Source organism: Streptomyces sp. NPDC111606 (assembly GCF_055656945.1).
This window is the reverse complement of record NZ_JBVKBY010000001.1, coordinates 519,494-533,601: the sequence shown is the minus strand read 5'-3', so window position 1 is coordinate 533,601 and position 14,108 is coordinate 519,494. Positions and strand designations below refer to the sequence as shown.

General features: G+C 72.5%; 14 protein-coding genes. 7 read left to right on the top strand and 7 right to left on the bottom strand.

The window, feature by feature from the left end:
• The first annotated feature begins 50 nt into the window (after window positions 1–50).
• The 3 genes from pelF to ACZ7M7_RS02435 are packed head-to-tail and all read left to right on the top strand — an operon-like array spanning window position 51 to window position 3,717.
• Window positions 51–1,571 carry a GT4 family glycosyltransferase PelF gene (gene pelF, locus ACZ7M7_RS02445; RefSeq protein ID WP_383596342.1) on the top strand — a complete coding sequence of 507 codons (1,521 nt, stop codon included), beginning with the start codon at window positions 51–53 and terminating at the stop codon, window positions 1,569–1,571.
• The gene (locus ACZ7M7_RS02440; RefSeq protein WP_472111988.1) at window positions 1,568–3,070 is read left to right on the top strand and encodes a hypothetical protein; all 1,503 of its coding nucleotides are present in this window, start codon (window positions 1,568–1,570) and stop codon (window positions 3,068–3,070) included. The genes pelF and ACZ7M7_RS02440 overlap by 4 nt, the downstream gene beginning before the upstream one ends.
• Window positions 3,067–3,717 carry a spherulation-specific family 4 protein gene (locus ACZ7M7_RS02435; RefSeq protein ID WP_472111985.1) on the top strand — a complete coding sequence of 217 codons (651 nt, stop codon included), beginning with the start codon at window positions 3,067–3,069 and terminating at the stop codon, window positions 3,715–3,717. Before ACZ7M7_RS02440 ends, ACZ7M7_RS02435 begins: the two co-directional genes overlap by 4 nt.
• Window positions 3,718–3,743: 26 nt before the next feature.
• Here the strand turns inward: ACZ7M7_RS02435 and ACZ7M7_RS02430 are convergent, their stop codons facing one another.
• Window positions 3,744–4,523: an adenosylcobinamide-GDP ribazoletransferase gene (locus ACZ7M7_RS02430; protein WP_472113868.1), complete on the bottom strand. Its 780-nt coding sequence runs from the start codon at window positions 4,521–4,523 to the stop codon at window positions 3,744–3,746.
• Between the two features lie 73 nt (window positions 4,524–4,596).
• Between ACZ7M7_RS02430 and ACZ7M7_RS02425 the strand changes: the two genes are divergently transcribed.
• Window positions 4,597–5,361: a hypothetical protein gene (locus ACZ7M7_RS02425; protein ID WP_472111981.1), complete on the top strand. Its 765-nt coding sequence runs from the start codon at window positions 4,597–4,599 to the stop codon at window positions 5,359–5,361.
• Here the strand turns inward: ACZ7M7_RS02425 and ACZ7M7_RS02420 are convergent.
• Both ACZ7M7_RS02420 and cobT read right to left on the bottom strand, forming a co-directional pair.
• Window positions 5,301–6,005, bottom strand: coding sequence for a hypothetical protein (locus ACZ7M7_RS02420; RefSeq protein WP_472111978.1), 705 nt, complete (start codon window positions 6,003–6,005; stop codon window positions 5,301–5,303). The two genes, ACZ7M7_RS02425 and ACZ7M7_RS02420, sit on opposite strands and share 61 nt — an antisense overlap.
• Before the next feature lie 79 nt (window positions 6,006–6,084).
• Window positions 6,085–7,194, bottom strand: coding sequence for a nicotinate-nucleotide--dimethylbenzimidazole phosphoribosyltransferase (cobT, locus tag ACZ7M7_RS02415; RefSeq protein WP_472111975.1), 1,110 nt, complete (start codon window positions 7,192–7,194; stop codon window positions 6,085–6,087).
• A gap of 216 nt (window positions 7,195–7,410) precedes the next feature.
• Between cobT and ACZ7M7_RS02410 the strand changes: the two genes are divergently transcribed.
• Window positions 7,411–8,283 (top strand): class I SAM-dependent methyltransferase, encoded by an 873-nt coding sequence (locus tag ACZ7M7_RS02410; RefSeq protein WP_383596361.1) that lies wholly within the window; start codon window positions 7,411–7,413, stop codon window positions 8,281–8,283.
• Here the strand turns inward: ACZ7M7_RS02410 and ACZ7M7_RS02405 are convergent.
• Window positions 8,272–9,474: a bifunctional adenosylcobinamide kinase/adenosylcobinamide-phosphate guanylyltransferase gene (locus ACZ7M7_RS02405; RefSeq protein ID WP_472111971.1), complete on the bottom strand. Its 1,203-nt coding sequence runs from the start codon at window positions 9,472–9,474 to the stop codon at window positions 8,272–8,274. The genes ACZ7M7_RS02410 and ACZ7M7_RS02405 overlap by 12 nt on opposite strands.
• 148 nt (window positions 9,475–9,622) lie before the next feature.
• Between ACZ7M7_RS02405 and ACZ7M7_RS02400 the strand changes: the two genes are divergently transcribed.
• The gene (locus ACZ7M7_RS02400; RefSeq protein ID WP_369270548.1) at window positions 9,623–9,832 is read left to right on the top strand and encodes a hypothetical protein; all 210 of its coding nucleotides are present in this window, start codon (window positions 9,623–9,625) and stop codon (window positions 9,830–9,832) included.
• Between the two features lie 41 nt (window positions 9,833–9,873).
• Here ACZ7M7_RS02400 and ACZ7M7_RS02395 read toward each other — a convergent pair whose 3' ends face one another.
• From ACZ7M7_RS02395 to ACZ7M7_RS02385, 3 genes are all read right to left on the bottom strand, one after another.
• Window positions 9,874–10,962, bottom strand: a complete 1,089-nt coding sequence (locus ACZ7M7_RS02395) for a S1C family serine protease (protein WP_472111968.1) — start codon at window positions 10,960–10,962, stop codon at window positions 9,874–9,876.
• A 611-nt stretch (window positions 10,963–11,573) separates the two neighbouring features.
• Window positions 11,574–12,275 (bottom strand): class I SAM-dependent methyltransferase, encoded by a 702-nt coding sequence (locus ACZ7M7_RS02390; RefSeq protein ID WP_383596369.1) that lies wholly within the window; start codon window positions 12,273–12,275, stop codon window positions 11,574–11,576.
• 83 nt (window positions 12,276–12,358) lie between these two features.
• Window positions 12,359–13,057 (bottom strand): DUF3043 domain-containing protein, encoded by a 699-nt coding sequence (locus ACZ7M7_RS02385; RefSeq protein WP_470947860.1) that lies wholly within the window; start codon window positions 13,055–13,057, stop codon window positions 12,359–12,361.
• 217 nt (window positions 13,058–13,274) lie between these two features.
• On the opposite strand from ACZ7M7_RS02385, the gene ACZ7M7_RS02380 reads away from it, so the two are divergent.
• Entirely contained in the window at window positions 13,275–14,075 is an 801-nt protein-coding gene (locus ACZ7M7_RS02380; RefSeq protein ID WP_383596371.1) for a PspA/IM30 family protein, read from the top strand.
• Window positions 14,076–14,108 lie beyond the last annotated feature (33 nt).

Sequence of the window (14,108 nt, the reverse complement as noted above, 5' to 3'; positions counted from 1 at the left end):
GCGCTTCCGAGCCGGGGCACCAACTTGTTCCACAGGGGGGAACGCGCGTGATGCGCAATGGCCGTCATGTCACCATGCTCACCGAGGGCACCTATCCGCATGTCCACGGTGGTGTCAGCACCTGGTGCGACCAGCTGGTCAAGGGCATGCCGGAGGTCGACTTCCACCTCGTGTCCCTCACCGGGACCGGCCGCGAACCCGTCACCTGGGAGTTGCCGCCCAACGTCTACCGGCACACCTCCGTACCGACCTGGGGCCCGCGGCCGGGGCACAAGCGAGCGCCGTACGGCAGGGCCCGGCGCCGCTTCACCGACTCCTACGAGCGCTTCCTGCTCTCCTTCCTCGACCCCGAGGCCCACTGCGACTTCGGCGAGGCCCTCGACGAGCTGGCCGAACTCGCCCGCGACGGACGCCTGTCGGCGGCCCTGCGCACGGAATCCGCGCTGCGTTCGCTGATGTGGATATGGACGATGCCGCATCTGCCGACCGCGGCCGCCCGCCCCGCCGTCCATGACGCCCTGACCGCGACCGACCTGCTGGAACACGCCCTGCGCCCGCTCGGGGTCCGCATCCCCGAGGACTCCGTGGCCCACGCGGTGAGCAGCGGATTCGCCACCCTCCCGGCCCTCGCCGCCCGCAGGCTGGACGGCGTGCCCTTTCTCCTCACCGAGCACGGCATCTATCTGCGCGAGCGCTACCTCGGCTACCGCAGCGAGGCGCAACGCTGGCCCGTGAAGGCGTTCATGCTCGGCTTCTACCGCGAGCTGAACTCGCTCGGCTACCGCACGGCCGACCTGATCACCCCGTGCAACCAGTACAACCGCCGCTGGGAGGAGCGCGGCGGCGCCGCCGCCGACAAGATCCGTACCGTCTACAACGGCGTCGACCCGCACGCCTTCCCGCACGCCGGCCCCGAACCCGAGGTTCCCACCCTCACCTGGTGCGGCCGCGTCGACCCCATCAAGGACCTGGAGACCCTGCTGCGGGCCTACGCCATGGTCCGTGCCGAGCTCCCGGAGACCCGCCTGCGGCTGTTCGGCCCGGTCCCGCCCGGCGGCGAGGCCTACCGCACCAAGCTGGAGAAGCTCGCCGCCGAACTGGGCGTCACGGACGGCCTGACCTTCGAGGGCCGCATCACCGAGGTCTGGCGCGCCTACGCGGCCGGGCACCTCGTGATGCTGTCGTCCATCTCCGAGGGCTTCCCGTTCTCCATCATCGAAGCCATGTCCTGCGGCCGTACGACGGTCTCGACGGACGTCGGGGGAGTGCGTGAGGCCGTCGGCGACACCGGCCTCGTCGTCCCGCCGCGCGAGCCGGAGAAGATGGCGGCCGCCGCCCTCACCCTCCTGCGCGACGACGAACGGCGCCTGCGACTGGGTGAGTTGTCCAGGCAGCGGGTGATCGACCGCTTCACGCTGCGCCGCTCCGTGGACAACTTCCGGACGATCTACCAGGAGCTCGCGGGCAGCCCAGAGGTGTACGAGCCCACGCTGGAGACGGTCGCCGACTGGACCCTCGAACTGCGCGACCCCTGGTACGAGAAGGTCGCGACGGACGGAACCGGCTGGTGAGCGGCAGCCTCTGGATGCCACCCGGCTCCCGCCCCGACACCCTGCCCGCCATCCCGCACCAGCGCGACCGGCCCGGCTGGGCGCGGCCCGACCCCATCGACGAACTCGCCGCGCGCCTCGACGACTTCATAGCCGCCGCCGTCCACCCCGACGAGATCGCCGCACTGCTGGAGTCCGACGGCCTCTCGGACGACCAGATACGCGAGCGCTACGGCGTGAAGAACTCCTTCGCCCTCGCCGAGGAGCTGTACGAGCGGGTCGAGCGCCGCTACCCGGAGCCGGACGGCCCGGTCCACGACCCCTGGCGGACAGGCCTGCTCGGCTGCCTCCTGCGCGGCGTCGTCTTCGCCCTCCCCGGCTTCGGCTACGTCCTCGGCGCCCCGCTGCTCGCGGGCCCACGGGACGACGACGGCCTCCCGGCGGGCACCGTCCCGCTGTTGGCCGCCGCCTTGGTCGGCTGGACGTGGAACCAGGGGCTGGCCCATCGGGCCTACTCCTGGCTGGGGTTGGGCGACTGTGGCGCCGCCCGCCGTGCCCTGTTGCTGGGCGCGCCGGTGGGCGCGTTGCTCGGCGCCCTGGTGGCCCTGATTGTTGCGGGCGCCGCACAACCGGCCGCCGTCGCCTTCGCAGCCGGCCAGTCGGTCTACCTGGGCGCGGGCACCACCCTTCTGGTGATGGGCCGCGAACGGGTCCTGCTGGCCGCGTTGTTGCCGATGACGGCGGGCGCGGTCGTATCGCTTGTCCACTCCGTACCGGATGCCGCAAGACTGACGCTGCTCCTGGGTTCGTTGACGGTGGTGGTCGTTCTCGGCCAACGCGAGGTGGCGCCCCGAAAGGGGCGCGGGGCTGTGTCCGATATGCGGCTACCGCCGCGTGGGCGCGACCAGCCACAACGTATCCGCAGACGGCTGATGGCAATGGGCCCCCGCCTCTCCGCGTCCCTCCCATACGCCCTGTTCGGCCTGGCCACCGGCGTGCTCGTCCTCCATACGGCCCTGGGCGACATCCTCACCGGCGAGCAGCGCAGCGCCCCCGCAGCAGTTGCCCTCACCCTCAGCATGGGCCCCGCCGAATGGCTGCTGTACCGCTTCCGCAGCGGCAGCCTGGCGGGCCTGCGCTCCAGCAGCACACCGCGGGCGTTCCGGCGGACGACGGTGCTCACGGCCGTGGAGTGCCTCTCCGTCTACCTGGTCACCCTGCTCGCGCTCAGCCTCGCCACGTCGGCCCTGTGGCCGCACTCCTCGGGTTTCGACGGCGTCCGCCTCGCCGGTCTGCTCCTGCTGGGCGTGGTCCTGTGGACGGCCCTGCTGCTCCAGTCCTTCGGCGCGGTGGGCAGCGCGGGGGTCATCTGCTGCGCGGCCGCCCTCGCCCAGACGGTCGCCGTGCTGACGCACACCGGCAATCCGCACTGGGTCGGCCTGATCGTCCACGGGACGGCTGCGGTGGCCCAGGCCGCCCTGGTCTGCGCCCTGTTGGGGAGAGTGACCGCTCACCGATGACCGACCTGCTGATCCCCTACTACGAGCACCCGTCCGTCCGCCCCGCCGAATGGGACGCGATCATCGCCGCTGCGCCCCGCCTCCACGGCGTCGTACTGAACCCGGCCAGCGGCCCCGGAGAGGCGCCCGACCCGGCGTTCGCCGAGGTCGCGGCCCGTCTGCGGGCGGTGGACGTACGGGTGCTCGGCTACGCCGACACCGACTACGGCCGCAGGCCGCACGCCGACGTCGTACGCGACATCACTCGTCACCGCGACTGGTACCGCGCGGATGGCGTCTTCCTCGACCAGGTCGCCGCCGGACGCGAGGAGTTCGGCCACTACCAGCGGCTCGCGACGGCGGCCTGGGGTGCCGGCTGCGGCACGCTCGCCCTGAACCACGGCACGGCACCGCACCCGTCGTACGCCAGGATCGCCGACCTCCTGGTCACCTTCGAGGGGCCCTGGACGACGTACACCCGGCTCGGCCCGCAGTCGTGGCGGGGCGTCACCGGAGTGCGGCTGTGCCACTTGGTGTACGGCGTCCCGGCGGGCGTCGACCTGGCGGAGCCGGCGCGCGCCCGCGGGGCCACCGTGCACTGTGCGGTGCCGGGCGGGGGCGATCATCCGTGGGGCACGTTGCCGCACGGGCTGGCGCCCGCTCGGTGAGAGCGGCTCGGTGAGACGTCGTCGCGTCAGCCCAGTGACAGCACGACGAGCGCCGTCGTCGCCGCCGTCTCCGCGAGCCCCCCGAAGACGTCACCGGTGACGCCGCCGAAGCGGCGGGTGCAGTGCCGCAGGAGCAGCTCGGCGGCGGCGAGTGCGGCGAGGACCGCGAGGGCGGTGCGGGCGATGTCGGACGCCCCGAACATCGCTCCCGCAGCGGCGGCGACGCCGGTCACGGCCAGGGCGACGGCCACCGCGCCCCGTACGGGAACGACGCCGGCCACCGCGGCCCCCAGCCCCTCCGGCCGGGCGGCGGGAACTCCGGAGCGGGCGGCGAGGGTGAGCACCAGGCGGGCGGCGACGGCCGAGACGACGGTGGCGAGGGCGCCCCGGGCCCACGAGTCGTCGTACAGCTGCGCCAGCGCGGCCACCTGCGCCAGCAGCACGAACACGAGCGTGATGACGCCGAACGGCCCGATGTCCGACTGCTTCATGATCCGCAGCGCGTCCTCGGCGGGCTTGCCGCTGCCGAGGCCGTCGGCGGTGTCGGCGAGGCCGTCGAGATGCAGCCCCCGGGTGAGGACGGCGGGGACGGCGGCGCCGGCGACGGCGGCGAGGAGGGGACCGGCGCCGAGGAACAGCAGCAGCAGCGCCGCCGCTGCGGCAGCGCAGCCGAGGACCACCCCGACGAGCGGGGCGCACAGCATCCCGCCGCGCGCCGCCTCCCGGTCCCAGCGGCTCACCCTGACGGGGAGCACGCTCAGGGTGCCGAAGGCGAAACGGAGGCCGTGCAGGGGTGGCGGGGTCATGGACACGCCCGCAGACTAGCCCGGACGTCGTCCCCGCCAGGCGGCCCACCCCTGTCCCGGACACACTGAGACCATGGGTGACTGGTGGCAGCGCAACATCATCGAGCCGGGCAAGGTCCCGCTGCTGCTCGCCCTGACCGCCTTCGTGGTGACCTTCCTCGTCACCCGCCTGATCACCCGCATGATCCGCGCGGGCAAGGGGCCCTTCCGCAACATCAAGACCGGCTCCGTCCACATCCATCACGTCGTCCCCGGCGTGGTCCTCACGGTCATCGGCGGTTTCTGCGCGGTCGCGGGCGGCCAGCGCGGCTTCGGCTCTGCCGTGGCCGCCGTGGTCTTCGGGATCGGTGCGGGTCTCGTCATGGACGAGTTCGCGCTGATCCTGCATCTGGACGACGTCTACTGGACCGAGGACGGCCGCAAGAGTGTCGAGATGGTCGTCCTCACCACCGCCCTGGTCGGCCTGCTCCTGCTCGGCTTCGCGCCGTTCGGGGTCAACGACCTCGACGACGAGCAGATGCAGAACCGCGGCACCTTGCTCAGCACGATCGCGGGGAACTTCCTGATCGCCCTGATCGCCCTGTTCAAAGGCAAACCCAAGATGGCGCTCTTCGGGGTGATCATCCCTTTCGTCGCCCTGTTCGGCGCCATCCGGCTGGCTCGTCCGACCTCCCCCTGGGCGAAGCGTTTCTACCGCCGCCGCCCGCGCGCCCGCGCCAAGGCGCAGTTGCGCTCCTACCATCACGACAAGCGCTGGCTGGGCCCCAGCCGCAAACTTCAGGACTGGATCGGCGGGGCTCCCGACGTGGAGCCGCCCCGGGCCCTGGAGCGCCGCTGACGCACCGCCGCCAGCGCGCACAGCACCAGTGCCGCCGCGATGGCCGCGAGGTGCTCCTTCCCGGCGAGGTTCTCCTCCAGCACCACCTCGACCACCATCGCCGCGATCACCACCCCGGCCGTGACATACGCGCCGTGGCGCCAGCCGAGGAACACCGCGAGGCCCACCACCGCGGCCGACGGTCCCGTGTCCACGACCTGTGCGTCCGAGGCGGGCAGGCCGATCGGGTGGCCGGGGCCGAGCGCGATGCCCAGGCGCGCGTAGAGGGTGCCGGCGAGGGTCGCGACGTAGGCGATGACGAGGGTCCGCCACCAGCCCAGACAGAGCTCGGCGATTCCGAACACCAGCAGGATCTGCGCGAGCGCGCCCCACACCGGCAGATCGAGGGCCGGCACGAAGAGGGACAGCGGCGTCCGCAGGAGGGCAAGCCACAGTGGATCCTCGGCGCGTACGCCCCCGAGGTTCTTCACGAGCTGGTAGCCCCAGGACCGGTTCTGCACGAACTGCACGATCCCGGTCAGACACACGGCCCCGAGAGTCATCGGCACCGCCCGCCACCGCCGCTCGGCCAAGGCCCCGCGCGCGGCGAGATACAAGGACCCCCACTCGGCACGGGCCCAGCGGCCGAGGGTGTCAGCTCTCACGAGTGGGGATCATATGTCCACTCTCGGAGGGATCGTCCTTTTCGCCCCGAGTCGCCCGGTACTGCCGAGCCCCTGGCGTTTACTCGGCCTCCGCCGCCTCCGGGGTGTCCGGCGTCTCCGAAGCCTCCGGCGTCTCCGATTCCTTCGGCTGCTCCGGCAGTTCCGCCGCCAGCGCCGCCGCGGCCTGCACCATCGGCAGGGCCAGCATGCCCCCGGCGCCCTCCCCGACCTTCACGCCCTGGTCGAGCAGGGGCTCCAGGGCCATCCGGTCCAGCGCCTTCGCCTGACCCGGCTCCCCGCTGTTGTGCGCGGCCAGCCACCAGTCCGGCGCCCGGAACGCGATCCGCTGTCCCACCAGGGCGCAGGCGGCGACGACCACCCCGTCCAGCACGACCGGCATCTTCCGCACCGCGCTCTGCAGCAGGAACCCGGTGATCGCCGCGAGATCGGCCCCGCCCACCGTCGCGAGCAACTGCAACTGGTCCCCGAGCACGGGCCGGGCCCGGCGCAGCGCGTCCCGGATCGCCGCGCACTTGCGCATCCACATCAGGTCGTCGATGGCCAGTCCGCCCCGCCCGGTGACCACGGACGCGTCGGTTCCGCACAGCGCGGCGACCAGCACCCCCGCCGCCGTGGTCCCGCCGACGCTCACATCGCCGAGCACCACCAGATCCGTACCGGAGTCGGCCTCCTCGTCGGCCACCGCCACCCCGGCCCGGAAGGCGGCCTCGGCCTCCTCGGCCGTCAGCGCGTCCTCGATGTCGATACGGCCACTGCCGCGCCGCACCCGATGCCGTACGACCGCCTCCGGCAGCGACTCCGGGTCGCAGTCCAGCGCCATGTCGACGATCCGCACCGGAACCCCGGCCCGCCGTGCGAGCACCGACACCGGCCGGCCGCCCTCGAGGATCTCCCGCACCAACTCCCCGGCGCTGCCCGCCGCTCGCGCCGACACGCCGAGCTCGGCCACGCCGTGGTCGCCGGCGAACAATACGACCCGCGGCTGTTCGATCGGCCGTACCGGCACCGCGGACTGCGCGGCCGCCAGCCACTCACCCAGTTCGTCGAGGCGGCCCAGCGCTCCGGGCGGCACGATCTGACGCTCACGGCGCGCCTCTGCGTCACGGCGCACCCCTCCGTCGGGGCGCTCGATCAGATCAGTGAAGTCGTCGAGATTAAGCGAGCTCATTCGCCGAACAGTACCGGCACCGGTCGAACAGAACGGCGCCACATGGCCACCACGGGCTCCGCCACGGCCCCACCCCATCCGAGCGACGTCGTTGCACCCAAGATCGCCATCCCATACGTTCCGTTTTGCCGCGGATTGTCGGGGCATGCTCGCCCCACCCGCCGTCCGCCTCCGCCGTACGCCCCCCGCGTACGCCCTCGCGCCCGGGAGCCGCCCATGACCGCGACCGCCCCCTCCGAACGACGCCGCGCCGACTGCGCGTTCACCCTCTCCAGATGCCGGGAGCACACCTACGTGCCCCGCCATCTGCGGCTCACGCGGCTGCCGTACCGCCACCTGAGAGCCGCGGCCCGCGCGGCGCTGGCCTTCCCCGAGCCGGAGAGCTGGCTGGACGTGGGCACGGGATACGCCCGTTTCCCGGAGGTGGCGAAGGAACTCTTCCCGTACACGGCGTTCGACGGCCTCGACCTGACCCACCGCGTCCTGGACGCCCGCGTCGCCGAGCGGGTGGAGGAGGCCCACGTCGGCCACCTCACGGACCCCCGCATCACGGCCCGGCTGCGGGCCCGCTACGACATCGTCAGCATGTTCCGCCACCTGGAACACGCCCAGGACCCCCGCAAGGAACTGCGCGCCGCCCTCGCGGTCCTGCGCCCGGGCGGCCACCTCCTCCTCGAACTGCCCAACCCGCGGGGCGTGTTCGCCCTGCTGCTCGGCAGGTGGTGGATCCCGCACAGCCGCCCGGGCCACCTGCACCTGATGCCCCTGAACACCCTGCGCGAGGAACTCAAGGCCCTGGGCTGCACCGTCCTCTCGGCGGACCGCCGCGCCGCGCACATCCCGTACGACTTCGCGGCCTTCACCTCGCGGGTGCTGACGAACCTGCTGCCCGCGCCCCTGTCCCGGGCGAGCGCACCCCTGGTCGGCGTGGCCTGGGCGCTGGACCACCTCCTGGCCCCCGTGGTGCGCCGCACCCGCCTGTCGAACACGTACCGCGTCATCGCCCGCAAGGAGCCGGCCGCACAGCCGACCGCACCACCGGCCGCGCTGCCGATCGTGCAGCCGGCCCCACCGCCCTCAGCCGCGTAGCACCCACGCCTGCCCGGCCACCACCAGCAGCACCTGCTCGCACTCCCCGGCGAACGCGGCGTTCAGCCGCCCCAACTCGTCGCGGTACCGCCGCCCCGACGCCGTCGCCGGCACGATCCCCGACCCCACCTCGTTCGACACGGCGACCACGGTGCGCCGGGTGCCCCGCACCGCCTGTGTCAACTCCCGCACCCGCTCCCGCAGCGCCTTCTCCCCGCCTTCCGCCCACACCGCGTCGTCCCACGCCCCGACGGCGTCCATGGCGTCCGTCAGCCACAGGGACAGACAGTCGATGAGCAGCGGCGGCCCGTCCTCGGCCAGCAGTGGCACCAGGTTGCACGTCTCGGTCGTACGCCACGACCCCGGCCGGCGCTCGCGGTGCGTGGCGACCCGTGCCGCCCACTCGGTGTCCCCGCCCCGGGTGCCCCCGGTCGCCACGTACAGGACGTCGGGAAACGCCTCCAGCCGCCGTTCCGCCTCCACCGACTTCCCGGACCGGGCCCCGCCCAGCACCAGGGTCCGCCGCGGCACGTCCGGCACGTCCTCGTACGCCCCCACCTCCAGCGTCGTCCCGTCCGGCACGGCCCGGGCGCCCGCCGCGGCCAGCCGCCGGCGCAGCTCGGCGCCCGGCGGCGCGTCGTGATCCAGGTGTACGGCGATGACGTCCGTCGTCGGCCCGACGGCCCCCACCGCCCGCAGCTTGGCCAGCGCGTCCGGGCGCCCCACGACATCGGCGACCACCATGTCGTACATCCCGACGGCCCCCTCCACCAGCCCGGCCGGCGCGCCCTCCGGCGGCAGATACAGCAGCCGCTGCCCGTCCGGGCCGGTCACCGCGTACCCCGTGCCCGGATGGTCCATCGCCACCGCCCGCACCCGATGCCCCGTCAGCAGCGCCAACTCCTGCCCGTCCGGCACCCGCCCGGGCTGCGGCAGCCCGGCCGGCACCTCGACGGCGGGCCCGTTGTGCGGATGCGACAGCAGCACCTGCCGTACGTTCGCCAGCGAACGCCCGGCCCGAGCCGCCGCGAACGCCGCCCCGGGCGTCAGATCGAGCAGCAGCGCCCCGTCCACGAGCAGCGCGGTCGCAGCCCGCGCATCGTTCCCGAGCGCGGTCGCACAAGCCGCGCAGGGACAGTCGGGGCGGGGGAGTCCCGCGGGGGCACCGGTGCCGAGGAGAGTGAGTTCCACAGAACTGATTTTCGCTTGTCGGCGCGGGTCTCGCGCTCCCCGCTCCCGCCTTTGCTCGAGCAGGGGGACCCCCACGACTAGGCTCAGGTCAGAAGCCGGACGTAGATCCGGCTTCGGCTCTGCACGTGCTGACACCTTGGAGGCGTACATGGCGGCATGGACGTGGCGGTTCGAGAAGGCCGACGGGGCGGAGGTCCAGCCCGCGGTGCAGCCCGAGGAGTTCACCACCCAGGGGGACGCCGAGTCGTGGATCGGGGAGCACTGGAAGGCACTGCTCGAGGGCGGTGCGGACCAGGTACGGCTGCTCGAGGACTCCACGGAGATCTACGGGCCGATGAACCTGCACGCCGACGCGTAACGCTCACGGGGGCGAGGGCATCGCGGCCCTCGCCCACCCCGTCACTGCTCACCCAGCGTCACATCCACCGTCTTCTCACTGCCGTTGCGGGTGTACGTCACCTTCGTCCGCTCGCCCGGCTTGTCGGCGGCCAGCGACTCGGACAGCGAGGTGATGGTGGTGATGTCCGTGTCGCCCAGCCGGGTGATGATGTCCCCGGGCGCGAGACCGGCATTGTCGGCCGCCCCGCCCGTCTGCACCTGGACGACGGCGACGCCGGCGGCCTGGTAGTCGTCGTTCACGACCGTACGGGCCGTGATGCCGAGCGCCGCCCGGCCCGAGTCGGTGACCCGGCCGTCCTTGATGATCTGGTCGGCGATCGTCTTCACCGTCGACGCCGGGATGGCGAACCCGATGCCGGGCGCGGCGCTGTCCCCGAGGTCGGGGTCGGTGGCGGCGAGGGTCGGGATGCCGATGACCCGGCCGTCGAGGTTCACCAGGGCGCCGCCGCTGTTGCCGGGGTTGATGGCGGCCGACGTCTGCACCATGTTGGCGATCGTCGCGCCCGTACCGCCGTTGTCGCTGCCCTCGGTGACGGTCCGTCCGGTCGCCGAGACGATGCCCTGCGTCACGCTGGACGACAGCCCGAGGGGTGAACCCATCGCCAGCACGATCTGCCCGACCTCGACCTCGGCGGAGTCCCCGAGCGTGGCCGCCTTCGGCCCGTCCGGCATGTCGTCCACCTTGATGACGGCGAGGTCCTGCTGGGGGTACGAGGAAACGAGCCGCGCGGTGACTTCTTCCTCACGGTTCGCGATCGTCACGCGGAAGGTCTTCTCGTCCCCGACGACGTGTGCGTTGGTGACGATGTGCCCCTGGCCGTCGTAGATCACGCCCGATCCGAGGTCGCTCTTGGCCTGGATCTGCACGACCGACGGCAGGACGTCCTTGATCACCTTCAGATAGCCGTCCTGCAGATCCTCGGTCGCCGTGAGCGCCTTCGGAGCGGCGGCATGCGCGGCCTGCGTGGTCGAGCCCTCCTGCCCGCCCGAGGACGACGCCCCGGAACAACCGGAGAACCCCCCGAGACAGCAGCAGAGCCCGAAACCCGAAAGAGCGAGCCGCACGGCACGGGAACGGCGAGCTTCCATGCCCCGAGTCTCCCCGCGGGCCGAGCACCCGGCCCGTACTGCTCACCCGAACGAGCTGAAGGGGCCCTGAGGACCACCGGCTCGAGCGGCGGGGGCGGTTCGGGGAGGCGGCCGGTCCGCCCTGGTGCCGTGAAGGCCGTCGAGCGGGGGCTGGGGCCGTCCCGCTCCGTCTCGCACAGGCACGTCGACTCCGGCGTCCCGCTGACTGTGCTCAGCGGCCCGGGTTTCGGCGGGTGCGGAGTCCGGAGCGGTTGGGGCGGTTCGGGGAGGCAGCCGGTCAGCCTCGCTGCTGTGGACGCGGTCGAGCGGGCGTCGGCGTCGGCCCGCTCTGTTTCGCGTACGGACGCACAGGCTCCCCGAGCCGCGCAGGGACGGTCGACTCCGGCGTTTCGGCGGGCGCGGTGTCCGCAGCGCCGGGGCGCTTCCGGGAGGCAGCCGGTTCGTCTCGCTGCTGTGGACGTCGTCGAGCAGGGGCTGGCGTCGGCCCGCTCCGTCTCGCGCAGGGACGGCGCGGGCTCCCTGAGCCGTGCAGGGATCCCGGCTCCGGCGTCCCGCTGACCGTGCTCAGGGGCCGGGTTTCGGCGGGTGCGGAGTCCGTAGCCGCGATGGGCTCAGCCCCGCACCCCGCACAGGTGCAGCAGCGCTGCGACGCTTCGGTAGGGGTCCGTCTTCCCGGCTCGTTCCTCGACTGCCAGCAAGGTCTCCACGTCCGGCGGGGTCCCCGCCCCGTCGGCGGCCGTGTCGGTGAATACGCGCACCCCGTACCAGGCGTGCAGCGGTGCACCGATCCCCGCGAGCGTCGACGTCAGGTCGGCCAGCCGGTCGGCCCGTACGTCCAGTCCCAGGCGATTCCGGTAGGCGGTCGTGTCGAAGGCGGTCAGCGCGCCAGGCCAGTCCCCGCCCAGCCCGGGCCGCATGGCGAGCGCGTCGCCGTTGCGGACGAGCAGCGACAGCAGCCCGCCCGGGGCGAGCATGCGGGCCAGCCCGGCCAGCAGCGGATCGGGCTCGTCGATGTACATCAGGACGCCGTGGCAGAGCACGACGTCGAAGCTGCCCGGCAGAAAGTGGACGCCGGTGTCCCGCCCGTCGCCCTGGACGATGCGCACCCGCTCCCGGATCCCCTCCGGCTCGCCGGCGAGCTCCTCGCGGGCCGTGGCGATCATCTTCGGGTCCTGCTCCACGCCGGTCACCTGGTGCCCGGCCCTGGCCAGGCGCAGCGCCTGCGTGCCCTGGCCCATCCCCACGTCGAGCACCCGCAGCCGCTGCCCGACGGGGAACCGCCCGGCTATCTGCTCGTCGAGCTGGCGGCCCACCAGCTCCCGTCGTACGACATCACGCAGCCCACCCAGTTTGTCGAGCCACGCATCCGCCGCACCCCCGGAAAATGCGGTTGCGCTCAGGGCCGCTCTCCGCGCTTGACCTGAGGCTTCGGCAGCCGGAGCCGGCGCATCTGCAGGGAACGCATCAGCGCATAGGCGACGGCGCCGCGCTTGTTGTCGTCGGGGAAGCGCTCGGCGAGCCGCTTCTTCAGGCGGAAGCCGGTGACGGCCGAGTCGAGCACGATCAGCACGATCACGATCAGCCACAGCAGCAGCGCGATGTTCTGCAGCGACGCCACCTGGACCATGCTCAGCACGAGGATGACCACGGCCATCGGCAGGAAGAACTCCGCGATGTTGAAGCGCGAGTCGATGAAGTCACGCGCGAACTTGCGGACCGGACCCTTGTCACGGGCCGGCAGATAGCGCTCGTCGCCCCCGGCCAGCGCCTGACGCTGCTTCGCCAGGGCGGCACGGCGCTCCTCGCGCTGCCGCTTGGCGGCGTCCTTGCGCGTCAACGACGTATTGGCCACGCTGCGACGCTGCGACTGGGCCGCACTGCGCTTGGGCGTGGGGCGGCCCTTAGGGGCCTCGGGGTGACGGGTCTCATTGGAGTCGGTCACCAGCGCCTTGTCGGCGGACTGGGCCTTCTCTTCCTTGGCACGGCTACGGAACACAAAACCCAAGGGTACGGGGTGCCAGGGGTTGGACCCCAGCCCCGTGGGGAACGATCCGGCAACACCAGTCGTCGTAGGGGGACAGAGGGGACGTTGCAGACGGTTCCTCCGACGGTCATGAGGGAGGCACGTGGGCGGCACCGGGTCGGCACCCGGGAGTCACCTACTCCTTACGCCGGAGCAGGAGCGTGAGCAGTCGTCCTTGGGGATGAGCGCATCCGTCCCCGAACAGTGCGGTAATGGATGCAGGGCCCGTACTGTGGGTTCTGTCGCAGGTGCTGGAGTGGAGTCCGTCAGAAGGGGGCGCGCGAAGCCCATGAGCGGTGTCATGAAGCGTATGGGGATGATCTTCCGCGCGAAGGCGAACAAGGCCCTTGACCGGGCCGAGGACCCGCGCGAGACCCTCGATTACTCGTACCAGAAGCAGCTGGAGCTGCTCCAGAAGGTCCGCCGCGGCGTAGCCGACGTGGCCACCTCGCGCAAGCGCCTGGAACTCCAGCTCAACCAACTCCAGCAGCAGTCGTCCAAGCTGGAGGACCAGGGCCGCAAGGCGCTCGCGCTGGGCCGTGAGGACCTGGCCCGCGAGGCGCTCTCGCGCCGCGCCGCCCTCCAGCAGCAGGTGACGGACCTGGAGACGCAGCACGCGACGCTGCAGGGCGAGGAGGAGAAGCTCACCCTCGCGGCCCAGCGCCTACAGGCGAAGGTCGACGCCTTCCGCACCAAGAAGGAGACGATCAAGGCCACCTACACCGCCGCCCAGGCCCAGACCCGCATCGGCGAGGCCTTCTCCGGCATCTCGGAGGAGATGGGCGACGTCGGCCTGGCGATCCAGCGCGCGGAGGACAAGACGGCGCAGCTCCAGGCCCGCGCCGGAGCCATCGACGAACTCCTCGCCTCCGGCGCCCTCGACGACCAGTCCGGTATGCACAAGGACGACATCCAGGCCGAGCTGGACCGGCTCTCCGGTGGTACGGATGTAGAGCTGGAACTGCAGCGCATGAAGGCGGAGCTGGCGGGCGGTTCCTCGTCGCAGCAGGCGATCGAGGGCGGCGCCGGCCAGCCCCAGTCGCAGTCCCAGCAGCAGCCGCAGGACACCCCGCGCTTCGACAAGCAGTAGTCCCGGGAGACGGGGCGGCCCATCGCCGAGGAG

What these genes read in the sequence shown, in the direction of transcription:
- ACZ7M7_RS02400 (WP_369270548.1), top strand. Translation starts at nt 9,623, where the DNA reads ATGGCGGCATGGACGTGGCGGTTCGAGAAGGCCGACGGGGCGGAGGTC.
- cobT (WP_472111975.1), bottom strand. Translation starts at nt 7,194, where the DNA reads ATGAGCTCGCTTAATCTCGACGACTTCACTGATCTGATCGAGCGCCCC.
- ACZ7M7_RS02430 (WP_472113868.1), bottom strand. Translation starts at nt 4,523, where the DNA reads ATGACCCCGCCACCCCTGCACGGCCTCCGTTTCGCCTTCGGCACCCTG.
- ACZ7M7_RS02410 (WP_383596361.1), top strand. Translation starts at nt 7,411, where the DNA reads ATGACCGCGACCGCCCCCTCCGAACGACGCCGCGCCGACTGCGCGTTC.
- ACZ7M7_RS02380 (WP_383596371.1), top strand. Translation starts at nt 13,275, where the DNA reads ATGAGCGGTGTCATGAAGCGTATGGGGATGATCTTCCGCGCGAAGGCG.
- ACZ7M7_RS02395 (WP_472111968.1), bottom strand. Translation starts at nt 10,962, where the DNA reads ATGGAAGCTCGCCGTTCCCGTGCCGTGCGGCTCGCTCTTTCGGGTTTC.
- ACZ7M7_RS02435 (WP_472111985.1), top strand. Translation starts at nt 3,067, where the DNA reads ATGACCGACCTGCTGATCCCCTACTACGAGCACCCGTCCGTCCGCCCC.
- ACZ7M7_RS02425 (WP_472111981.1), top strand. Translation starts at nt 4,597, where the DNA reads ATGGGTGACTGGTGGCAGCGCAACATCATCGAGCCGGGCAAGGTCCCG.
- pelF (WP_383596342.1), top strand. Translation starts at nt 51, where the DNA reads ATGCGCAATGGCCGTCATGTCACCATGCTCACCGAGGGCACCTATCCG.